At 71.7% G+C, this 22,035-nt stretch carries 19 protein-coding genes; 11 read left to right on the forward strand and 8 right to left on the reverse strand.

What is annotated here, in order from left to right; translation table 11 throughout:
• Nucleotides 1-9 precede the first annotated feature (9 nt).
• Together ACWDN5_RS01390 and ACWDN5_RS01395 are read right to left on the reverse strand one after the other, a co-directional pair.
• A complete protein-coding gene (locus ACWDN5_RS01390) occupies nucleotides 10-1,317 on the reverse strand; it encodes a sensor histidine kinase (RefSeq protein ID WP_310968363.1) in 1,308 nt (435 codons plus the stop codon).
• 3 nt (nucleotides 1,318-1,320) lie between these two features.
• Nucleotides 1,321-2,757 (reverse strand): CCA tRNA nucleotidyltransferase, encoded by a 1,437-nt coding sequence (locus ACWDN5_RS01395; protein WP_449673823.1) that lies wholly within the window; start codon nucleotides 2,755-2,757, stop codon nucleotides 1,321-1,323.
• A gap of 101 nt (nucleotides 2,758-2,858) precedes the next feature.
• Here ACWDN5_RS01395 and ACWDN5_RS01400 point away from each other — a divergent pair, with 101 nt between their 5' ends.
• Both ACWDN5_RS01400 and ACWDN5_RS01405 read left to right on the forward strand, forming a co-directional pair.
• Nucleotides 2,859-3,413 (forward strand): NUDIX hydrolase, encoded by a 555-nt coding sequence (locus ACWDN5_RS01400; RefSeq protein ID WP_310968361.1) that lies wholly within the window; start codon nucleotides 2,859-2,861, stop codon nucleotides 3,411-3,413.
• On the forward strand, nucleotides 3,410-5,566 hold the full coding sequence (locus tag ACWDN5_RS01405) for a DUF6049 family protein (protein WP_449673824.1): 2,157 nt from the start codon (nucleotides 3,410-3,412) through the stop codon (nucleotides 5,564-5,566). Before ACWDN5_RS01400 ends, ACWDN5_RS01405 begins: the two co-directional genes overlap by 4 nt.
• Nucleotides 5,567-5,689: 123 nt before the next feature.
• Here the strand turns inward: ACWDN5_RS01405 and ACWDN5_RS01410 are convergent, their stop codons facing one another.
• Complete coding sequence (locus ACWDN5_RS01410) at nucleotides 5,690-6,925, reverse strand: hypothetical protein (protein WP_449673825.1); 1,236 nt, start codon at nucleotides 6,923-6,925, stop codon at nucleotides 5,690-5,692.
• Between the two features lie 327 nt (nucleotides 6,926-7,252).
• Here ACWDN5_RS01410 and murJ point away from each other — a divergent pair, with 327 nt between their 5' ends.
• The 7 genes from murJ (at nucleotide 7,253) to ACWDN5_RS01445 (ending at nucleotide 15,032) form a co-directional block, all read left to right on the forward strand.
• Nucleotides 7,253-9,067, forward strand: a complete 1,815-nt coding sequence (gene murJ, locus ACWDN5_RS01415; RefSeq protein ID WP_449673826.1) for a murein biosynthesis integral membrane protein MurJ — start codon at nucleotides 7,253-7,255, stop codon at nucleotides 9,065-9,067.
• A gap of 82 nt (nucleotides 9,068-9,149) precedes the next feature.
• A complete protein-coding gene (locus ACWDN5_RS01420; RefSeq protein WP_396136866.1) occupies nucleotides 9,150-10,742 on the forward strand; it encodes a hypothetical protein in 1,593 nt (530 codons plus the stop codon).
• Nucleotides 10,743-10,773: 31 nt separating this feature from the next.
• On the forward strand, nucleotides 10,774-11,397 hold the full coding sequence (sigM, locus tag ACWDN5_RS01425) for an RNA polymerase sigma factor SigM (protein ID WP_086841008.1): 624 nt from the start codon (nucleotides 10,774-10,776) through the stop codon (nucleotides 11,395-11,397).
• Nucleotides 11,394-12,173, forward strand: coding sequence for a hypothetical protein (locus ACWDN5_RS01430; RefSeq protein WP_449673827.1), 780 nt, complete (start codon nucleotides 11,394-11,396; stop codon nucleotides 12,171-12,173). The genes sigM and ACWDN5_RS01430 overlap by 4 nt, the downstream gene beginning before the upstream one ends.
• 78 nt (nucleotides 12,174-12,251) lie before the next feature.
• A complete protein-coding gene (gene trxB, locus ACWDN5_RS01435; RefSeq protein ID WP_449673828.1) occupies nucleotides 12,252-13,244 on the forward strand; it encodes a thioredoxin-disulfide reductase in 993 nt (330 codons plus the stop codon).
• 35 nt (nucleotides 13,245-13,279) lie between these two features.
• Complete coding sequence (trxA, locus tag ACWDN5_RS01440) at nucleotides 13,280-13,603, forward strand: thioredoxin (protein WP_020642536.1); 324 nt, start codon at nucleotides 13,280-13,282, stop codon at nucleotides 13,601-13,603.
• Between the two features lie 280 nt (nucleotides 13,604-13,883).
• A complete protein-coding gene (locus ACWDN5_RS01445; protein WP_310968354.1) occupies nucleotides 13,884-15,032 on the forward strand; it encodes an N-acetylmuramoyl-L-alanine amidase in 1,149 nt (382 codons plus the stop codon).
• A 212-nt stretch (nucleotides 15,033-15,244) separates the two neighbouring features.
• On the opposite strand, the gene ACWDN5_RS01450 is transcribed toward ACWDN5_RS01445, so the two are convergent.
• Complete coding sequence (locus ACWDN5_RS01450; RefSeq protein ID WP_081655853.1) at nucleotides 15,245-15,889, reverse strand: GNAT family N-acetyltransferase; 645 nt, start codon at nucleotides 15,887-15,889, stop codon at nucleotides 15,245-15,247.
• Between the two features lie 212 nt (nucleotides 15,890-16,101).
• Here ACWDN5_RS01450 and ACWDN5_RS01455 point away from each other — a divergent pair, with 212 nt between their 5' ends.
• The gene (locus ACWDN5_RS01455) at nucleotides 16,102-17,421 is read left to right on the forward strand and encodes an aminotransferase-like domain-containing protein (RefSeq protein WP_449673829.1); all 1,320 of its coding nucleotides are present in this window, start codon (nucleotides 16,102-16,104) and stop codon (nucleotides 17,419-17,421) included.
• Nucleotides 17,422-17,456: 35 nt separating this feature from the next.
• Nucleotides 17,457-18,401 carry a D-alanine--D-alanine ligase family protein gene (locus ACWDN5_RS01460; RefSeq protein ID WP_449673830.1) on the forward strand — a complete coding sequence of 315 codons (945 nt, stop codon included), beginning with the start codon at nucleotides 17,457-17,459 and terminating at the stop codon, nucleotides 18,399-18,401.
• 123 nt (nucleotides 18,402-18,524) lie between these two features.
• Here the strand turns inward: ACWDN5_RS01460 and ACWDN5_RS01465 are convergent, their stop codons facing one another.
• The 4 genes from ACWDN5_RS01465 to ACWDN5_RS01480 form a co-directional block, all read right to left on the reverse strand.
• Nucleotides 18,525-19,535 (reverse strand): ParB/RepB/Spo0J family partition protein, encoded by a 1,011-nt coding sequence (locus tag ACWDN5_RS01465; RefSeq protein WP_449673831.1) that lies wholly within the window; start codon nucleotides 19,533-19,535, stop codon nucleotides 18,525-18,527.
• A complete protein-coding gene (locus ACWDN5_RS01470; RefSeq protein WP_396136865.1) occupies nucleotides 19,532-20,458 on the reverse strand; it encodes a ParA family protein in 927 nt (308 codons plus the stop codon). The genes ACWDN5_RS01465 and ACWDN5_RS01470 overlap by 4 nt, the downstream gene beginning before the upstream one ends.
• Before the next feature lie 77 nt (nucleotides 20,459-20,535).
• On the reverse strand, nucleotides 20,536-21,198 hold the full coding sequence (rsmG, locus tag ACWDN5_RS01475; RefSeq protein WP_310968349.1) for a 16S rRNA (guanine(527)-N(7))-methyltransferase RsmG: 663 nt from the start codon (nucleotides 21,196-21,198) through the stop codon (nucleotides 20,536-20,538).
• Nucleotides 21,199-21,466: 268 nt separating this feature from the next.
• Nucleotides 21,467-22,024 carry a Jag family protein gene (locus ACWDN5_RS01480; protein WP_310968348.1) on the reverse strand — a complete coding sequence of 186 codons (558 nt, stop codon included), beginning with the start codon at nucleotides 22,022-22,024 and terminating at the stop codon, nucleotides 21,467-21,469.
• Nucleotides 22,025-22,035 lie beyond the last annotated feature (11 nt).

Genomic DNA, 22,035 nt, shown 5'->3' on the forward strand with positions numbered 1-22,035 from the left:
CAGGAGATATCAGAACGGGACCCACAACGTCACTCGCGTGCCGCCCCCGGCGAGTCCCGACTCGACCAGCGACGTCCCGCCGACCTCGGCCAGCCGCGCGGTGATCGACTCGCTGATGCCGAACCCGGCCGGGTGGTCGGCCGCGCTGAAGCCGCTCCCGTGGTCGCGGGTGATCACCGCGATACCGCCGTCGCGCTCCTCGACGCGGACCACCACCCGGTCGGTGCCCGAGTGCTTCATCGTGTTCCGCATCGCCTCGCGCACGGCGTCGCGGATGGCGATCTGGCGGACCTCCGACAGCGTGTCGTCGTCCAGTTCGGCCACCACGAGCTGGGCGCGCAGGCCGTCGCGGGCCATCTCGGCGGCGAGCGCGGCGAGCTTCTCGCCCAGCGGCCGCGCACCGGCCTCGGCCTGCTCGGACGCCGCCGACTCGATCGTGTGCCGGATCTCCATCGCCTGCGCCCGCGCCAGCCGCTGGATCTCGACCAGCCGTTCTGCGGGGTCGCCCGGGCTGGACAAGGCCATCGCTTCCAAGGTCTGCAGCACCGTGTCGTGCAGCCTCCGGTGCTGCTGGGCGCGCTCGGCGAGCCGCCCGTTGCGGGTGCCGTAGGCCAAGGCCAGGCGCGTGCCGAGACCGGTCAGCACCAGCGCGGCGGTGGCCAGGAAGAGCTCGGCGAGCAGCACGGAGTACGTCGAGAAGGCGGCCCCGGCCAGGAACCCGCCGGTGTTCAGCCGGTTCGCCAGCATCCGGAGCGGGAAGCTGAGCAGGCCGAACACCACGCCGCTCGGGAGGCCGAGCGCGAGCGTGAGCAGGCCGATCTCGCCGTAGAGGTGGACGCTGGTGACCGCGAGCGCGTCGAAGTACGCCGAGGTGGGCACGGTCAGCGCGATGAGCAGCGGCGAGAGCACGGTGAAGGCCAGGTCGACGGCCAGCAGCTTCCCGGCGTTGCGGCCGCTGAAGGGCGCCGAGCGGAACATCCAGCGCAGGCCGGTGACGTTGAGCGCCACCGACAGGAGCGTGAAGACCCCGACCGGCAGCAGCCCGGCCGTGCCGCGCTGGAGGACGTAGACGCCGAACTGGCCCGGCACCGCGAGCAGCCGGTAGGCCAGCGGGATGAGCACGACGTACCGGGTGGCCCGCAGCAGCAGCCCGTCCCGCTCGGCCGGGTCGATCGGGCCGGACATCCGCGAGATGCGCCGCAGCGCGTGCATCGGCGCCGGGTCGGCGATCTCGGCGGGCAGCTCACTCGTGGCGGTGGCGATCGCGGGGGCGCCGCGCCTCAGCAGCGCCACCAGGAAGCTGCCCCCGCCCGCCACGGCTCACGCGTCCCCGACGCCGTTTTCCGCGGCCCACTTCTTCAGCTCGGCGACCGCCTCGTCGTGGTCGAGCGGGCCGCGGTCCAGCCGGAGCTCCTTGAGGAACTTCCACGCCTTCCCGACGTCCGGCCCCGGCTTGAGGCCGAGCAGCTCCATGATCTGCTCGCCGTTGAGGTCCGGCCGCACCCGGTCGAGGTCCTCCTTGGCCTTGAGCGCGGCGATCCGGGCTTCGAGGTCGTCGTAGGTCGCCTGCAGCGCGGCCGCCTTCCGGCGGTTGCGGGTGGTGCAGTCGGCGCGGACCAGCTTGTGCAGCCGGGTCAGCAGGGGGCCGGCGTCGGTGACGTACCGGCGGACCGCCGAGTCCGTCCACTCGCCCTTGCCATAGCCGTGGAACCGCAGGTGGAGGAACACGAGCTGGGAGACGTCGTCGACGATCTCCTTCGAGAACTTCAGCGCCCGCAAACGCTTGCGGGCCATCCGCGCGCCGACCACTTCGTGGTGGTGGAAGCTCACGCCGCCGCCGGGCTGGAACTCCCGGGTCGCCGGCTTGCCGACGTCGTGCAGCAGCGCCGCGAGCCGCAGGATCAGGTCCGGCTCCGACGTCGGCTCGTGCGTCTTCTCCAGGTCGATCGCCTGGGCGAGCACGGTCAGCGAGTGCTGGTAGACGTCCTTGTGCTGGTGGTGCTCGTCGATCGCCAGCCGCATCCCGGGCACCTCGGGCAGCACCCGGTCGGCCAGCCCGGTGTCGACCAGCAGCTCCAGGCCGGGCCGCGGGTCGGCCGCCAGCAGCAGCTTCGACAGCTCGGCCTGCACCCGCTCGGCGGTGATCCGGTCGATCTCCTCCGCCATCGACGTCATCGCGTCGACCACCCGCGGCGCGGCGGTGAAGTCCAGCTGGGCGGCGAAGCGGGCGGCGCGCAGCATCCGCAGCGGGTCGTCGGCGAACGACTCCTGCGGCGTCGCCGGCGTGTCCAGGACCCGCTCGCGCAGGGCGCCGAGCCCGTCGTGCGGGTCGATGAACGTCTTGGACGCCAGGTCGACGGCCATCGCGTTGACCGTGAAGTCGCGGCGCAGCAGGTCGCCCTCGATGCTGTCGCCGAAGGTGACCTCGGGGTTGCGGCCGACGCGGTCGTAGCTGTCGGCGCGGAACGTCGTGATCTCGAGCTGCATGCCCTTCTTCGTCACGCCGACCGTGCCGAAGGCGATCCCGACGTCCCAGACCGCGTCGCCCCAGCCGCTGACGATCTTCAGCACCCGGTCCGGCCGCGCGTCGGTGGTGAAGTCGAGGTCACCGGAACTGCGGCCGAGCAGCGCGTCGCGGACGCTGCCGCCCACGAGGTACAGGCGGTGCCCCGCCCTGGCGAACCTTTCCGCCAGCTCCTCCGCCAGTGGCGAGACCTCCACCAGCCCCACCACCTGCTCGTCGACCACGTCGTTCACGAAAATCCCACTACGTTCCAGGTGCGATAGCTGCAGGCACCGCCGGACACGGACACGGAGAGCCAGCCTACCGGGGAGACCGTTTGCTCTAGCATCGCAGCATGTCTGGATCAGCCGGCCGCCCCGGCGCCTCGAAGCCGCGCAGGCGGCGCAGGCGTCAACGCGGCAGGCGGCTGACCACGGTCGACGAGACGTCGGCCGGTGGTCTCGTGGTGGACGCCGACCGCGAGCAGGCGGTGCTGATCGGCCGGCTCGACCGGCACGGCAGACTGCTGTGGTCGCTGCCCAAGGGCCACATCGAGGACGGGGAGACGGTGGAAGAGACGGCCGTGCGCGAGGTGAAGGAGGAAACCGGCATCTCCGCGCGCGTCCTGCGGCCACTGGGCACCATCGACTACTGGTTCGTGGCCGAGAAGCGGCGCATCCACAAGACCGTGCACCACTTCCTGCTCGAAGCGCTCGGCGGTGAGCTGTCCGACGAGGACGTCGAGGTCACCGAGGTGGCCTGGGTCCCGCTGGCCGAGCTGGAGACCAAACTCGCCTACTCCGACGAGCGCAAGCTCGTCCGGAAGGCCAGTCAGATGTACAAGGAACTTTTCGCGCGCCCGGACGTCCACGGACGAGACGAGCACGCCCCTGAGGGAGCCCCCGAGTGAAGCGGTTCGCCGCAGCCTTCCTGTCCGTCCTCTTCCTGGCCGTCCCCGCCCTGGCCGGCGCCACGGTCGCCCAGGCGCAGGAGGGCGCGCGCCTGCGCATCGACCTGGCCGGGCTGAGCCCGCGGGTGATCACGACTTCGACGACGACGCTGACCGTCACCGGCACGGTGACCAACACCGGCGACCGCCGGGTCGCCAAGCCGCAGGTGCGGCTGCAGGTCGGGGACCGGGCGACGACCGAGCGCGGGGTCGGCGACGTGTTGTCCGGCGCCGTCGTCAAGGACACCCCGCTGACCGAGTTCACGTCGGTCGCCGACGTGCTGGAGCCGGGCCAGAGCGCGCCGCTGAACATCACCGTGCCGCTGACCGGGGCGCGGGCGGAGCGGTTCGCCCGCCCCGGCGTCTACCCGCTGCTGGTCAACGTCAACGGCACGCCGGAGTTCGGCGGGCCCGCGCGGCTGGGCGCGGTCAGCATGCTGATGCCGGTGCTGACCGGGCCGGGCAAGCAGGCCACCAGCCGCGGCGGCGCGCCGAGCATGACCCTGCTCTGGCCGCTGACCGGCAACATCCCGCACGTCTACGCGGCGCCGTACGGCAGCCCGCTGGTGCTGGCCGACGACCGGCTGGCCGGCGAGATCAGCGGGGACGGCCGGCTGAACGCGCTGGTCACGTCGGCGGCGTCGGCCGTGCGGAACAACTCGAACCTGGCGAAGTCGATGTGCTTCGCGCTCGACCCGGACCTGCTGGCCACGGTCGACGCGATGACCCGCGGCTACCTCGTCCACACGGACACGGACACGGGCAACGTCGACGGCAAGGGTGCCGAGGCCGCGAAGGCGTGGCTGACCGAGCTCCGCGCGCTGGTCGGCAACCGCTGCGTGGTGGCGCTGCCGTTCGCCGACACCGACCTCGACGCGCTGACCCGCATCCGGCCGGGCGACACCAGCCTGGTCACCCGGGCGGCCACCGGCGCGGCGACCATCCAGGAGCTGACCGACGTCGCCCCGCAGACCGGCGTGCTCTGGCCGGACGGCACGCCCAGCGCGTCGGTGCTCACCGCGCTGTCCGAGGCCGGCGTCCGGACCGTGCTCACCGACGCGGGCAAGCTCCCGCCCGCCGCGGCCGGCGGCGGCGTCACCGTGCAGGGCAGCACCGTCCGCCTGCAGCCGACCGACTCGCTGATCTCCGCCGCGATGACGGGCGTCCCGACCGTGCCCGGCTCGGTCACCGTGCCCGCGACGACCGAGCGGGCGGTCGCCAGCCAGAACGGCCTCGGCGCCCTCGCCTTCCGCGCCGGGCTGGGCCAGACCGGCGGGCAGCGGCCGGACCACCTGCTGGTCGCGCCGCCGCGGCGCTGGGACGCCTCGGCCGAGGAGTTCACCACCTACCTGCAGCAGGTCAGCGACTTCCTGAGCGCGGGCGTGGTCACCGCGACGGGGCTGCCGGCGCTGCTCGCCGCCGAGCCGTCGGCCGCCGGCGCGGTCGGCGACAGCGGGACGGACCCGGCCGCGGGCGTCGATGCCGGCGTCGTCTCGACGCTCGCCGGGCTCGACGTCAAGGCCACCGGGCTGGCGTCCGCGATGCAGCTCGACCCGACCAAACGGGTGAAACCCGACGACGTCGTCGAGCCGATCCGGCTGGCCGAGCTGCGCGGCGCGTCCACGGCGTGGCGGGGCCTGCCGGCGGACGCGGCGACCACGAACGCCCAGGCCGAACTGGCCGCGATCAGCGGACGGGTGACCGTCTCGCAGCCGAAGCAGACCATCGCGCTGGCGTCCGGCAACTCGCCGCTGCCGGTGTACGTGAGCAACGACCTGCCGGTCGGGATCAACGCCCGGTTCACCCTGAACAACAACACGGGCCTGCGCCCGGAGGACGCGAAGGACTGGTTCTTCCCGGCGAGCGGTGGCAAGAACTACTTCCTGCCGGTGGAGGCGCTGCGGGCCGGCCGGTTCAGCGTCGATGTGTCGTTGAGCACGCCGACCGGTACCCCGCTCGGGTCATCCGCGCGGTTCGAACTGACGTCCACCGAGTACGGCGCGATCACCATCATCGCGACCGTAGCCGCAGGTGTGGCCCTGCTTCTGCTCGCTTCCCGGCGCATCTACCGGAGGGTGAAGGACGCCCGCGCGGGCCGCGACGTCGTGGCCTGATCGCTCGGCCTTTGAGTGTTCCGGGCGGTTCGCGATTACCCTTGGTCCGCACGTGCGCGGCACCGGGCCGCGAGCCGGAATAGAGCACCGAGGATTGGGCACGCGTTGGAGAGAGAGCCGGGCTTACCACCCGAGCGTGCGGGTCGTCCTCGGCGCGAAGGCCCCCCGCCCCCGCAACGGGGCGACGGGCCGCCGCGGGGCTCGCAGCCGGTCCGTCGTCAGCAGCCGCCGCCCCCGCCTCCGGAGCGCGGCCGCCGCCAGCCGCCCCGCAACGGCCACACCCGCCAGATGCCGGCCCCGGAGGACGCCACGGTCCGCGACCAGCGCCCGGTCCGCGACGAGGCCCCGGCCCGCCGCCCCCGCGACGGCCAGCCACCCCGCGACGACCGCCGGGGGCGCGAAGACCGCCGGGCCCGCACGCCGAGGGGGGACCGGCCCGCCCGGGAGGACATCCCGCCCCGCGGTCCCCGTCCCGCGCCGGACGACCCGCCGGCCCGCGGCCCCCGCGGCGACCGAGCCATGCCGGACGACCTGCCCCCTCGAGGCGACCGCCAAGCGCGCGACGAACGCGCCCCGCGCGGCGACCGAGCCCTCACGGACGACCCGACGCCCCGTGGCCCCCGCGGCGACCGAGCCCTCACGGATGACCCGTCGGCTCGCGGACCCCGTGGCGACCGGCCGATCCCCGATGACCCGGCGGCTCGCGGGCCCCGCGGCGACCGAGCCCTTTCGGACGACCTGCCACCCCGCGGCCCTCGTGGCGACCGGCCGATCCCCGATGACCCGGCGGCTCGTGGGCCCCGCGGCGACCGAGCGGTGCCGGACGATCTGCCACCCCGCGGTGACCGCCCGCCCCACGACAACCGCGGCCCGCGCGGGGAGCGGCCCGGTCCGGACGAGCAGCGTGGCCCGCGCCGGGACCGTCCGGCGCCGGACGAGTTCCCGGCCCGCGAGGGCGGCCCCCGTGGCGAACGGCCGCGCGAAGACTGGCCCCGGGACGACCGCGGCCCGCACGACGACCGTGCCCTCCGCGAGGACCAGCGGCGGGTTCCGCCGCGCGGTGGGCAGCCGCCGCGTGGTGGCGGTCCGGCGCCGACGCGGGTCCAGCCGGTGCCGCCGAGCGGCGCGCCGCAGGGCAATCCGCAGAGCGGTGCCCAGCCGGTCGCCCCGCCGCAAGGCGGGGCGCAAGTGCCGCCGCCCGGCCAGGCGCTGAGCGGTGCCCAGCCGGTTGCTCCGCCGCCGGGCCTGCCGCCGCAAAGCGGGCCGCAGGTTCCGCCGCCCGGCCAGCCCTTGAGCGGCGCCCAGCCGGTCATCTCGCCCGGCAACCCGCAGCCCGGCCCGCCGCCAAGCGCCGCTCACCCGGCCGCACCGCCCCAAGGCCAGCCGCCGCAAAGCGGGCCGCAGGTTCCGCCGCCCGGCCAGCCCTTGAGTGGCGCCCAGCCGGTCATCTCGCCCGGCAACCCGCAGGCGGGCCCGCCGCCAAGCGGCGCCCACCCGGCCGCACCGCCGCAGAGCGGCCCGCCGCAAGGCGGTCCCCAGGCGGGCTCGGCTCCGCACCAGGGACGGCTCCCGCAGCCGAACCCGCCCATGACCCCGCCGCCCGGTAGTCCGGCGCTCGGCCCGGGCACTCCGCCGCCGGGCACGCCCGTTCCGCCGCGCGGTCGCGGCTCGCGGCGTCCGACGCCCGTGCGGCCGTGGCAGGAGGAGGCCACCCAGGTCCAGCGCCCGCCGGATCCGGAGGCGACGCGGTTCATCCCGCGCACCGCCGGGGTGCCGATGAACTCGCGCTGGCCGGTCGCCGACCCCGACGTCATGCGGCCGTACGACGCGCTGGCGACCCAGGTCATGCCGGCGCTCAAGGGGCCGCTGGTCAAGCCCCGGCCGGACGGGGAAGCGCCGGAGGCGCCGGCCAAGGCGCCGTCGCTGGCGAAGGCGTCCGGGCGGATGGCCATCGCGTCGCTGATCAGCCGGATCACCGGCTTCCTGTGGAAGCTGCTGCTGGTCGCCGCGATCGGCCAGGGCATCGCGAACGACTCGTTCAACGTCGCCAACACGATGCCGAACATCATCTTCGAGCTGCTGATGGGTGGCGTGCTCGCCAGCGTGGTGGTGCCGCTGCTGGTCCGTTCGCAGGACGACCCCGACGGCGGCACGGCCTACACCCAGCGGCTCATCACGGTGGCGTTCTCGCTGCTGCTGGTCGGCACGGTGGTCGCGGTGATCGCGGCACCGGCGTTCACGAGTCTCTACGTCGACTCGTCCGGCAAGGCGAGCGCGGACCTCACCACGGCGTTCGCCTACCTGCTGCTGCCCGAAATCTTCTTCTACGGCGTCTTCGCGCTGCTCTCGGCCGTGCTCAACGCCAAGCAGATCTTCGGGCCGACCGCGTGGGCACCGGTGATCAACAACCTGGTCGTCATCTTCACGATCCTGGTCGTCTGGATCATGCCGGGCGACATCGACACCGCGAACGTGTCGATCACCGACCCGAAGGTGCTGACGCTGGGCATCGGTGTCACCGGCGGCATCGTCGCGCAGGCCCTGCTGCTGGTCCCGCCGCTGCTGCGGTCCGGCTTCCGGTTCAAGTGGCGCTGGGGCATCGACAAGCAAATGAAGGAGTTCGGCGGCCTCGCGCTCTGGATCCTCGGCTACGTCGCCGTCAGCCAGATCGGCTACACGATCAACACACGCGTGCTGACCAGCGGCGCACCCGGCGGGGTGACCGCCTACAGCAACGCCTGGCTGCTCTTCCAGCTGCCGTACGGCGTCATCGGCGTCTCCCTGCTGACGGCGATCATGCCGCGGATGAGCCGGGCGGCCGCCGACGGCGATCACAAGAAGCTGATCGGCGACCTCTCCTACGCGTCCCGGATGTCGACGGTGATGCTCGTGCCGATCTCCGCGGTGATGACCGTGGTCGGCAGCTCGATCGGCATCGCGCTGTTCACCTTCGGCAAGGGCACGATCGACACCGCCGAGCGGCTCGGCGACGCCCTCGCGATCTCGGCGTTCGCGCTGCTGCCGTACGCGCTGGTCATGCTCCAGATGCGCGTGTTCTACGCGATGAAGGACGCCCGCACGCCGACGCTGATCATGATCGTGATGACGCTGGTCAAGGTGCCGCTGCTGTACCTGTGCCCGGTGCTGCTGTCGCCGGACAACGTCGTGCTCGGCGTGATGATGGTGAACGCGCTGACGTTCGTGGTCGGCGCGATCCTCGGCCAGGTTTGGCTGTGGGTGACGCTGGGCAACTTGCGCAGCAAGCGGGTGATCGGCGTGATTCTCTTCACGGTCGTCGCGAGCGCTCTCGGCGTCGGGGCCGCCTGGGTGGCCGGCCAGATCGTGCCGGACGCGTTCGGCCCGAAACTGGGCGCGTGGGTGAAGCTGTTCCTGCAGAGCATCGTCGGCATCGCCGTCTCGTTCGGCGTGCTGATGGTCCTGAAGGTCGAGGAGCTGAAACCGGCCACTTCGAGGTTCACCCGGTTGATCAAGCGCGGGTAACGATTGCGGTACGGAAGGCGACGACTCCCGCGTCGTATTCTGGGTACCCTCGGCGACGGGGATCGAGCGGGAGCGAGTGCGGGTGGACACGAGGCGGAGCGAACAGGCGGGGGGTGCGAACCACGTGGGCAAGGCCCAGGTCGGATCGCTGGCCCCCGGGCGTGTGGTCGGCGACGGCCGCTACCGCCTCCTCGCGCAGTTCGGCGTGGACGAGCGGGGCGACGCGCACCTTTGGCGTGCCCGGGACGGGCAGCTGAAGCGGGACGTCGCGCTGACCCTGCTGGTCGGTGACCCGGCGGATCCCGAAGCCGCCCGGCTGGCCCGGCGGACGCTCGAACGCGCGACGCACGCGTCGAAGTTCGGCCACGGCGGCGTTGCCCGCGTGCTGGACGTACTCGCCCTCGGCAGCGGCATCACTTCGAGCGAAGGCCTGCTCGGCGTCGTCGTCGCGGAATGGACCAAGGGCAGTGACCTGGTCGACCTCGTGGCGCAGCGGCCGGTGGCGCCCGCCGCGGCCGCGCGGATGGTGCAGGCGCTGGCCGAGGCCGTCGAGCAGGCGCACCAGAACGGGCTCGTCCTCGGCCTCGACCACCCCCAGCGGCTGCGGCTGACGCCGAACGGCGCGCTCAAGCTCGCGTTCCCCGGCCCGCTGCCGGAGGCGACGCTGCGCGACGACGTCAAGGCGCTCGGCGCGGTCCTCTACCTGCTGCTGACCGGTCGCTGGGCGCTGCCCGGCGGCCCGCCCGCGATCCCGCCGGCCCCGATGACGCCGCAGGGCCGGATCGTCCCGCCGCGCCAGCTGGTCCCGACCGTCCCGGCCGACCTCTCGTCGCTGGCCGTCCGCACGATCGAGGACGGCGGCAACGGCGGCATCCGCACCAGCGCGGCCATCCTGCGCGTCCTCGACCAGGTGGCCGAGGAAGAGGAGCGCACCCAGCTCATCAAGGCCGTCGGCGGTGACCCGGCCGAGAGCGAAGGCACCGTCTGGACCACGAAGAAGCCGGTCAAGGACGTCGCCCGGCGGCGCAAGCTCGCCCTCGGCGTCACCGTGCTGGTGGTCGCCACCGTCGTCATCCTCGCCTGGGGCGGGCTGATGCTGATCAACGTCTTCCAGGGCGACTCCAAGGCGAGCGGGCCGACGATCAACGTCGCCCAGCCGCCGGCGTCGAGCCAGGGTGCGAGCCAGCCACCCGCGTCGTCGTCCGCGCCCGCCCCGCCGCCGGCGCCGAAGGTGGGCGACCCGGTGAAGCCGCAGGCCGTCGCCGTCTACAACCCGGAAGGCAAGGGCGACAACACCGGCCGGGCGAAGAACGCGATCGACGGCAACCCCGGCACGGTCTGGAAGACCGAGCAGTACAAGCAGCAGTTCCCGGTCATCAAGCCCGGGGTCGGGCTGGTCGTCACGTTCGCCGACGACATCAACCTCAGCCAGGTGAAGGTCAGCGCCGGCACGCCCGGCACCAAGGTCGAGATCCGCTCGGCGACCGAGAAGAACCCCGACCTGGCCGACACGAAGGTGGTCGGCAACGGCGACCTGAAGGACGGCGACACGACGATCCCGCTCGCGCAGCCGGTCCAGGGCAAGTACTTCATCGTCTGGATCACCGCGCTGGGTGGCGACGACGGCGCGTTCCTCACCCAGATCGGTGACCTGTCGTTCCTGCCTGCGGGGTGACGTACCCGACCGGGTCAGTAGGCTCTCCCGGGTGACAGCTGCAGCTCCCACGGATGCGGATCTGATAGCGGCTCACGCCGCGGGGGACCCCCATGCGTTCAGCGAACTCGTCCAGCGACATCGCGACCGCATGTGGGCGGTGGCCCTGCGCACGGTCCGCGACCCGGAAGAGGCCGCCGACGCGTTGCAGGACGCGTTCATCTCCGCGTTCCGCGCGGCCGGGAACTTCAGAGCGGAGTCGCAGGTCACGACCTGGCTGCACCGGATCGTGGTGAACGCCTGCCTCGACCGGATCCGCCGGCGCCAGGCACGCCCGACCGTGCCCCTGCCGGAAACCGGCTTCAACGAGCCGGCCACGCCCCGCGACTCGATGGCCGAGCGGGAAACCAGCCTGCTCGTGCGCGAGGCCCTCGACCAGCTGCCCGAAGAGCAACGTGCCCCGATCGTGTTGGTCGACGTCGAGGGATACTCCGTCGCCGAGACGGCGAAGATGCTCGGCATCGCCGAAGGCACGGTGAAGAGCCGGTGCGCGCGGGGCCGCGGGAAACTCGCGAAGGTTCTCGGGCACCTGCGGAACCCCGATGCGATTGCGAACGTCCCAACTCACGAAAGCAAACGGGCCGGGCGTCAGCCGGGTAGCGGGGAGGGACGATGACGGACGAAAGCCGGGGGATCGGGGGGACCATCGGTCCGCCCTGGTCTGTCGACGTGCTCGCCGACCTCCACGCCGGTGTCCTGGACGACACGCAGGCGGCCGAGCTGTGGCCGGTGGTCAACGCCGACCCGGAGGCCCGGGCGATCCTCGACGCCCTCGACGCCACGCAGGCCGACCTGGCCTCGCTCGCCGACGCGCCCGCCCCGCGGATGCCCGCGGAGTTCGCCGCCCGGCTGGACGCGGCGCTGGCCGCCGAAGCAGCCGCCCGCTTTCCCGAACCCCGGCAGGCAGCTCCGGCACCGCAGGGCGCCCAGGTGGTGGACCTCGCGGCGGCGCGGCGGAAGCGGAACAAGCGGCTCGGCTGGGCCGCCGGCGTCCTGACCGCGGCCGCGGCGGCGGTCGTCGCCGTGACGGTCGCCATCCCGAACACCTCGCCGAAGCCCGGCACCCCGGACGTGGCCGCACCGGCTCCGACCGGACCTTCGGTCGGCAGCGACGGCGCCGGCGCGCAGGCCCTGGTCGGCAAGGCGATCGGCGTCCGCGACTTCGGCCCGCTGCAGAACGAGGACCGCCTGGACGCGTGCATCGCGGCCGCCGGCCTGGACCCGAAGGTGCGTCCCGAGGGCATCCGCCCGGTGAACGTCGGCGGCAAGGCCGGGGTGATGATCATCCTGACCACCGGCAAGCTCGCCCAGTTCCGCCTGGTGGCCTTCGGCGCCGACTGCGGGCCGGGAAATCCGGCCGTCCTGTTCGACAAGGTCGTCGGGGAGAAGTAGCGGCTGTCACCGTTGGGAACATGGCCACCTACGATCGTGTTGAGCCTGGTACAGGTCACTACGAGCGGAGGTCAACGGGTGGCTGCCGAGGAAATCAGGAACCTGATCGTCGTCGGGTCGGGTCCTGCCGGATACACCGCTGCCGTTTACGCGGCGCGGGCCCAGCTTGAACCGCTGGTGTTCGAGGGCACGCAGTTCGGCGGCGCGCTGATGACGACGACCGAGGTGGAAAACTTCCCCGGGTTCCGCGACGGCATCATGGGTCCGGACCTGATGGAGGAGATGCGCAAGCAGGCCGAGCGCTTCGGCGCCGAGCTGCGCGCGGAGGACGTCGAGTCGCTGGAGCTGACCGGGGACGTCAAGTACGTCACCGCGAACGGCAAGCGCTACGCCGCCCGCGCGGTCATCCTCGCCATGGGTGCCGCGGCGCGGTACCTGAACGTCCCGGGCGAGCAGGAGCTGCTCGGCCGCGGTGTGTCGGCCTGTGCGACCTGTGACGGCTTCTTCTTCCGCGACCACGACATCGTGGTCGCCGGCGGCGGCGACTCGGCGATGGAGGAGGCGACCTTCCTGACGAAGTTCGCGAAGTCCGTCACGATCGTCCACCGGCGCGACGAGTTCCGCGCGTCCAAGATCATGCTCGAGCGCGCCCGCGCGAACGAGAAGATCAAGTGGCAGCTCAACTCGCAGATCACCGGCGTCCTCGGCGACGGCAAGGTCGAAGGCCTGCAGCTCAAGGACACCAAGGACGGCTCCGAGTCGACGCTGGACGTGTCGGGCTTCTTCGTCGCCATCGGGCACGACCCCCGCAGCCAGCTGGTGAAGGGCCAGGTCGACCTGGACGAGGACGGCTACGTCGTCACGAAGGGCAAGACGTCCTTCACCAACCTCGACGGCGTCTTCGCGGCCGGCGACCTGGTGGACCGCACCTACCGGCAGGCGATCACCGCCGCCGGCTCCGGGTGCAGCGCGGCGATCGACGCGGAACGATGGCTCGCGGAGCACGGCGAATCGGACGCGCACGAGGCGGCCGAGCTCGTCGGCGGCGGCTACGGCGCGGGCACCAACTGACTTACCGGCTTCCAACCATCGTGTGAGGAGAAACCATGTCCAACACCGTCAAGGTGACCGACGCGACGTTCGTCGACGAGGTCCTGACCAGCGAGAAGCCCGTGCTGGTCGACTTCTGGGCCACCTGGTGCGGCCCGTGCAAGATGGTCGCCCCGGTGCTCGAGGAGATCGCGGCCGAAAACGGCGAGAAGCTGACCATCGCCAAGATCGACATCGACGAGAACCCGAACACGCCGCGTGACTACCAGGTGATGTCCATCCCGACGCTGATCCTGTTCCAGGGCGGCAAGCCGGTGAAGCAGATCGTGGGCGCGAAGCCGAAGGCCGCGCTGCTGTCGGACCTCGCCGACGTCCTCTGAACCGAACAAGCCCGGCGAACCCGGGGCCTGCGGGAATCCCCCGCGGGTCCCGGGTTTGTCGCGTTCGGGGGAATCTGCCAGGGGTGAATTGAGTCGAGCGTGACAACGGCCACCGCGGGTACTCCACTAACGGGTTCTTGACGTACCTACCGGGCCTACGCTGTCACCCAGAGTTGGCAAGGCACAATAGAGGACCTGGGCTCGTCCCAGCGAGAGTTTTCCGAAAGTCCTGCCACGCACCGAGCCCCCGAATCGGTGCCTTAGGAAGAGCGAGGAGTGCATGCGGGTACTCCGCCGCGGTGACGCCGGTCCGGACGTCGCCGAGATCAGGTCCATCCTGGCCGGGATGGACCTGCTCCCGCCGGTCACCGGTACCGACGTCTACGACACGTTCGACGTCGCCGTCGAGCACGCCGTCCGTGCCTTCCAGCAGCGCCGTGGGCTGATGACCGACGGCATCGTGGGTCCGGCGACGTTCCAGGCGCTCAAGGGCGCCAGCTACCACCTGGGCAGCCGCCCGCTGTCGTACATGATCGCCTCCCCGGTGCACGGCGACGACGTCTTCACGCTGCAGGAGCGGCTCACCGAGCTGGGCTTCGACGCCGGCCGCCCCGACGGCTACTTCGGCCCCGCCACCGAGCGCGCCCTCAAGACGTTCCAGCGCGACATGCGCCTGACGCCGGACGGCATGTGCGGCCCGGCGACCATCCGCGAGCTGCACCGCCTGTCCTCGCCGCGGGCCCGGGGCGGGCGCCCCGTGTTCCTGCGCGAGCAGGAGCAGGTGCGCCAGGCCGGACCGCGGCTGCGCGGCAAGCGCATCGTGATCGACCCGGGCCACGGCGGCGACGACCTCGGTGTGGTCGCCGGTGGCCTGCGCGAGGCCGACATCGCGTGGGACCTCGCCCGGCGGCTCGAAGGCCGGATGAAGGCCACGGGCATGGAGGCGCTGATCTCCCGCGGCCCGAACCACAGCCCCACCGAGCTCGAGCGGGCCAAGTTCGCCAACGACGCGGGCGCGGACCTGTTCCTCTCGCTGCACAGCGACAAGAACTCTTCGCCGCGCGCGCAGGGTGTCGCGAGCTTCCACTTCGGCAACGGCAACGGCACGACGTCGACGGTGGGCGAGCTGCTGGCCGGCTTCATCCAGCGCGAGGTCGCGGCCCGCACCGGCATGCTCGACTGCCGCACGCACTACAAGTCGTGGGACATCTTCACCCGCACCCGCTGCCCGGCGGTCCGGGTCGAGATCGGCTACCTGACGAACCCGGACGACGCCCGCAAGCTCGGCGACCCGGCGTTCCGCGACATCGTCGCGGAGGGCATCCTGATCGCCGTCAAGCGCCTGTACCTCCTCGGCGAGGGCGACCAGCCGACGGGTACGTTCACGTTCGCGGACGTCCTGGCGCACGAGCTGGCCAAGGCCGAATAGGGCTCGACCACAACCCCTAGCGGCTCTCCTTCACCTGTCCCACCACCCCTGGGGACGCGAACCGCGCGTCCCCAGGTTTCGGGGCAGTTCTCCACAGGTTGTCCACCGCTCCTATCAGCGCTCTGTGGATAACTCGGCACTTCTTCCACAGTTGTGCACACACGCCTTTCCGGCGTGCCGAAGCACAGGCGCAAACGTTTGCGGGGGCGGATTCAGGCGCGGCCGAGGCTCGGCTCGGCGGTGGTGATCGTCACCTGACCGAGCAGCCGCTCGAGGGCCGCCTCGACGTCTTCCTTCCAGGTGATCGCCGACCGCAGCTCGAGGCGCAGGCGGGGCCACTTCTGGTGCGGGCGGACGGTCTTGAAGCCCACGCTCTGGAGGAAGGCGGCCGGCAGCACGCAGCTGTGGCCGCCGTCCGGGTCGGCTTCGTCGGGACGGGCGTCACCGAACGCCTCGATGGCCCGGACGCCGCGCTTGGTCAGGTCCTTGGCGACCGCTTGGACGAGCATCCGGCCCAGACCACCGCCGCGGAACTCCGGCAGCACCTGGAACGAGGTCAGCAGGACGGCGTCGGCGCTCGGTGGCGACGTCGGGAAGGCCAGCGCGCGCGGGACGGCGTTCGGCGGGGCGTACAGCACGAACCCGACCGGCAGCGTGTCGCTGTAGACGATCCGGCCGCAGGAACCCCACTCGAGCAGCACGCTCGACACCCAGGCTTCCTTCTCGACCTCGGTCGCGCCGAACTCCTCGGCCTGGTGCTTCAGGTGGGGGGCGAGTTCCCAGTACACGCACCGGCGGCAGCTCTTCGGCAGGTGCTCGAGGTTGTCCAGTGTGACGCCCACGACGCGACGCGACACCCGCGACCTCCCTGACCTGCGCTCCCGACCGGCGGCCCGCTCGTCAGGCCGCGCGAGATCCACGGCACGAACACGGGAGCCACGGTCGAGGATAGGCCGATGTGACGAGCACCGGAAGGCCAGGGGGTCCTGATGGGTGCCCGGTTACACTCGATGGGATCTACCAGCTCCCGCGGGAGTGACCGTGTCCGCCTAGCCCCGGGTGAACGTCGATGACCGAGAACCGCCCCAGCAAGCCGCACAGCGGCCGCCAGAACCTCGACCCGCACCTGGAGCGGTACGCCGCGCGCACCGCCGGGATGACCGCCTCCGAGATCCGGGCCCTGTTCGCGGTGGCCAGCCGGCCCGAGGTGGTTTCGCTCGCCGGCGGCATGCCCAACCTCGCCGCGCTCCCGCTCGACACGCTGTCGGCGCAGGTGGCCGAGATCATCGCCGAAGACGGCCTGGTGGCGCTGCAGTACGGCTCGGCGCACGGCATCCCGGTGCTGCGCGAGCAGATCTGCGAGATCATGGCCCTGGAGGGCATCAAGGCGCACCCGGACGACGTCGTGGTGACCGTCGGCTCGCAGATGGGCCTGGACATGGTCACGCGGCTGTTCTGCGACCCGGGTGACGTCGTGATCGCCGAGGGTCCGTCGTACGTCGGCGCGCTGGGCTCGTTCGCCGCCTACCAGGCGCAGGTCGTGCACGTCGAGATGGACGATCGCGGCCTGGTGCCCTCGCTGCTGCGCGAAGCGCTCGACCAGACCAAGAAGGCCGGCCGCCGGGTCAAGTTCCTCTACACGATCCCGAACTTCCACAACCCCGCCGGCGTCACGCTGGCCGTCGAGCGCCGCGCGGAGATCCTGGAGATCTGCCGCGAGCACGGCGTCCTGGTCGTCGAAGACAACCCGTACGGGTTGCTCGGCTTCGACGGGCAGACGTACCCGGCGCTGCGGTCGACCGACCCCGACAACGTCGTGTACCTCGGCTCGTTCTCGAAGACGTTCGCCTCCGGCCTGCGCGTCGGCTGGGTGCTGGCGCCGCACGCGGTGCGCGAGAAGCTCGTGCTCGCCGCGGAATCGGCGACGCTGTGCCCGCCGACGTTCAACCAGATGATCGTGTCCCGCTACCTGGCCACGCACGACTGGAAGGGCCAGATCAAGAAGTTCCGCGAGAACTACCGCGAGCGGCGGGACGCGATCCTCTCCGCGCTCGACCAGTACCTGCCGCCGGGCTGCTCGTGGACCAAGCCGGACGGCGGTTTCTACGTCTGGGTGACCGTGCCGGAAGGCGTCGACACGAAGGCGATGCTGCCGCGCGCGGTGACCGCCCGGGTGGCGTACGCGTCCGGCACCGGCTTCTACGCCGACGGGTTCGGCAGCCGCCAGATGCGGCTGTCCTACTGCTACCCGACCCCGGAACGCATCCGCGAGGGCGTGCGGCGGCTGGCGGCCGTGCTGGAGTCCGAAATGGACCTCGCCCGCACCTTCGGTAACGTGAGCGCGCGCCAGATCCAGGGGCCGCAGACGCCCTCCCCGGACACCGTCTGATCGACGTACCCGGGGCTAGCTAAGGAGTTTCCACGGTGGTCGACCGTACCGTTGCCGTGCTCGCCGGCGGGCTCTCGCACGAACGCGACGTCTCCCTGAGGTCCGGGCGGCGGCTGTCCGCGGCGCTCAAGTCCGAGGGCTTCGGCATCGAGGAGTGGGACACCGACGGGGGACTGCTGGAGCGGCTGCGCACCCAGCGGCCGGACGCGGTGGTCGTCGCGCTGCACGGCGGCGAGGGTGAGAACGGCTCGGTGCAGACGGTGCTGGAGATGCTGGACGTGCCGTTCGTCGGCACCGGCTCCCAGGGCTGCCGCCGCGCGTGGGACAAGCCGACCGCGAAGGCGTTGCTGCAGAACGCCGGGTTCGTGACGCCGGGCTGGGTCGTGCTGCCGCACAGCACCTTCCGCGAGCTCGGCGCCCAGGCGGTGCTCGACGCGATGGTGGAGCGCCTCGGCCTGCCGCTGATCCTCAAGCCGGACCAGGGCGGCTCGGCGCTCGGCACGCAGGTGGTGCGCGAGGCGGCGGAACTGCCGGCCGCGATGGTCGGCTGCTTCGCCTACGGGGACACCGTGCTCGCCGAGCGGTTCGTGGACGGCGTCGAGGTGGCCGTGACGGTCATCGAGGGCGAGGACGGGCCCGAGGCCCTGCCCGCGGTCGAGATCGTCCCGGAGAGCGGCGTGTACGACTACACGGCCCGCTACACCGCCGGCCTGACTGACTTCTTCACCCCGGCCCGGCTCGACGACGCCGCGGCCAAGGCGGTGGCCGAGCTGGCCGTCGCGGCGCACCGCGTGCTCGGCCTCCGCGACATCTCGCGGACCGACGCGGTCGTGGCGGCGGACGGCGCGGTCCACTTCCTCGAAGTGAACCCGTCGCCCGGTCTCACCGAGACGTCGACGGTGCCGATGGCGATCGAGGCGGCGGGCAAGTCGCTCGGCGCGGTGTTCGCCGAACTGATCGCGCGGGCGCTCACCCGCTGACGTCTCCTACGCGAAAGGCCGCCTCGGAACTTCCGTGGCGGCCTTTTTCGTGTGATCACTTCTCGTGGTGGTCACCACTGCGATGAGCAATCATCACCGTGACGAAACACCCCGGGGTGATCCCTAATCGGTTTTCGGTGTCTGATTTGCCCCGTTCGCGTCGATGATCGCGACGATCCGTTCGAGGTCGTCGACCGACCCGAACTCGAGCGTGATCCGGCCCTTGCGGCGGCCGAGGTCGACCTTCACGCGGGTGTCGAACCGGTCCGAGAGCCGGTTCGCGAGTTCCTGAAGACCCGGCGCTTGGATCGGCTTGCGCGGCGCGGGCTTCGGCTTGGCCGGCTTCTCGCTCTTCTTGAGCGTGACGGCTTCCTCGGTCGCCCGGACCGACATGCCTTCCGCGACGATGCGCGCGGCGAGCTCTTCCTGGCTTTCGGCGTCCTCCAGTGACAGCAACGCGCGCGCGTGGCCGGCGGACAGGACGCCCGCGGCCACCCGGCGCTGCACCGGCAGGGGGAGCTTGAGGAGCCGGATCGTGTTGGTGATGACCGGGCGGCTGCGGCCGATCCGGCTCGCCAGTTCCTCGTGCGTGACCGCGAACTCGTCGAGCAGCTGCTGGTACGCCGCCGCCTCTTCGAGCGGGTTCAGCTGGACGCGGTGGATGTTCTCCAGGAGCGCGTCGCGCAGCATCGACTCGTCGGCGGTCTGCCGGACGATGGCCGGCATCGCCTCGAGGTCGGCCTGCTGCGAAGCACGCAGCCGCCGCTCGCCCATGACGAGCTCGTACTCGTCGTTCCCGAGCTCGCGGACGACGATGGGCTGCATGAGCCCGAACTCGCGGATCGAGTGCTCGAGTTCGGCGAGCGCGTCTTCGTCGAAGACCTGGCGGGGCTGCTTCGGGTTCGGCTTGATCGAGCTGACCGGGATCTCGCGGTAGACCGCGCCGGCAACCTCGCCGCTGACCTCCGGACGCTGGCCGGCCGCGCCGTTCGCCGCGAACCAGCCCTTCTCCTCGGCCGCCTTCTTGTCCGCCGCCGCGCCGTCGGTGGGCGCGGGGAGCGGACCACCGCCGGTGGGGCCGGTCGGGATCAGGGCGGCGAGGCCGCGCCCCAGCCCTCCTCGACGCTCGGTCATGTCGAACTACCCTTCTCCATCTGTGCGCCGCGCTCGGCGATCTCCTTCGCCGCGTCGACGTAGCTCATCGCCCCGCGCGAGCCGGGGTCGTAGGCGAGCACGGTCTGGCCGTACCCGGGTGCCTCGGACACCTTCACGCTGCGGGGGATGACCGTCTTCAGGACGGTGTCGCCGAAGTGGTTCCGCACCTCGTTCGTCACCTGGTCGGCCAGCTTGGTCCGGCCGTCGTACATCGTGAGGAGGATGGTCGAGACGCGCAGTTCGCGGTTGAGGTGCTGCTGCACGAGCTCGATGTTGCTCAGCAGCTGCCCGAGACCTTCCAGCGCGTAGTACTCGCACTGGATCGGGATGAGCACCTCCTGCGCGGCGACCATCGCGTTGACCGTCAGCAGACCCAGCGACGGCGGGCAGTCGATGAGGACGTAGTCGACGCCGATCTCGTCGAGGATCTCCGAGGAGATGGCCTCCTTGAGGCGGGACTCGCGGGACGCCATCGAGACGAGCTCGATCTCGGCGCCGGCGAGGTCGATCGTCGCGGGGACGCAGAAGAGGTTGGGGGACTGCTCGGTCGGCTGGGCCGCCTCGGCGAGCGTCACCTCGCCGATGAGCACCTCGTAGATGGAGGGCGTCCCGGACCGGTGGTCGACGTCGAGCGCGGTGCTCGCGTTGCCCTGCGGGTCGAGGTCGACGACGAGCGTCTTGAGCCCGTGGAGCGCGAGCGCGGCGGCCAGGTTGACCGTGCTGGTGGTCTTGCCGACGCCGCCCTTCTGGTTGGCGACGGTCAGCACGCGACGGCGGCCGGGGCGGGGAAGGGTCCCCTCCTCCGGGTGCAGCAGACGCGCGGCGCGGGCGGCTTCTTCGGCGATCGGCGTCCAGCCCACGTCGTGGCTGGTCTCCGTGGAGTCGGACGGCGGGGGATTCACCGGTCTCGACACCTCCTCCATCTAGACGTCTGGTCGGTGGTCGAGTCGCTACGTTTCACGTGGAACATCGCGACCCGTTAACGCTTCCTGCTCCGCGCCTTCGGCTTGGCGGCTGCCGGCAGGCGACGGATCTTCACAACCGTGCTGGGGACCTCTAGTACTGCGGCGCCGCACTCGACGATGAGGGGATCGGCCCCGCCGGCCTTGCGGATGGCGGCACCGTCCCGCTCGATCTCGTCCGCCGCGCTGGCGCCCTTGAGGGCGACCAGGAAGCCATCGGGACGGACCAGCGGCAGGCACCAGTCCGCGAGACGAGCGAGCGGGGCGACCGCGCGAGCGGTGACGATGTCGGCGCCACCGAGCTCCTCACGCACAGGCCGCTCCTCCGCGCGTCCACGGACGATGGTGATCGGGAGTTCCAGCTTCTCGGCCACCTCGGCCAGCCAGTCCACCCGGCGGGCCATCGGTTCGAGCAAGACGATATCGAGGTCCGGTCGCGCGATCGCCAGCGGTACACCCGGAAGCCCGGCGCCGGACCCGACGTCGACCACGCGGGCGCCTTCGGGCATCTGCTCGCCGATCACCGCCGAGTTGAGCACGTGCCGTTCCCACAGCCGCTCGACTTCCCGCGGACCGATCAGCCCCCGCTCGACCCCGTGCCGCTCCAGGAGTTCGACGTACCCGGCCGCTTGGTCGACGTGCTCTCCGAACACCCGCGCCGCCGCCTGCTCCAAGCTCACTCCGCCTACTCCTCGTCCGCCGGTTTCACGTGAAACCGCGCTCGTTCGATTGTCCCCGATGAACCGGAGAAGACGAGCCGACAGTCCGAAGATGTGGACAACTCCACTCAGCCGGCGGCCAGCGGGGGACAGTTCCACGTGAAACATCACCCGTGTAATTCGCTCGGCGAGGCGTCGTGTTGCCCAGCCGGACGCCGCATGCACACAAGAAAGCGGCCCCACCTGACCGAGTCAAGTGGGGCCGCTCTGCGCCTGGAGCGTCTGGAGCTCAGGACTCCGGGAAGATCACCACACGGCGCTTCGGGTCCTCGCCCTCGCTCTCGCTCGTGACGCCCGAGACGGTCGCGACCGCGTCGTGGACGACCTTGCGTTCGAACGGGCTCATCGGCTGCAGCCGGACGCGCTCGCCGCTCTTCAAGACCGACTCCGCCGTCGAGCGGCCGAGCTCCTTCAGCTCCTCGCGGCGGTCCGCGCGCCAGCCCGCGATGTCCAGCATCAGGCGGCTGCGGGAGCCCGTCTCCTGCTGGACCGCCAGGCGGGTCAGCTCCTGCAGCGCCTCGAGCACCGTGCCGCGCGGGCCGACGAGCTTCTCGAGGTCCTCGCCACCGTCGATGCTCACGATCGCGCGGCCGGCTTCCACGTCGAGGTCGATGTCCCCGTCGTAGTCGAGCAGGTCCAGCAGCCGCTCGAGGTAGTCGCCGGCGATGTCGCCCTCCTGGACGAGGATGTCGTCACCGCCCGCCTTCTCCTCGCCCGCTGTGTCCGCCGCCGCGGCCGGGGTCACGTCGTCCTCATCGGCGTCGATCGTGTCGATCGTCTCCGACATCATTCGTCTCC

The organism is Amycolatopsis sp. NPDC003731, from assembly GCF_053586895.1.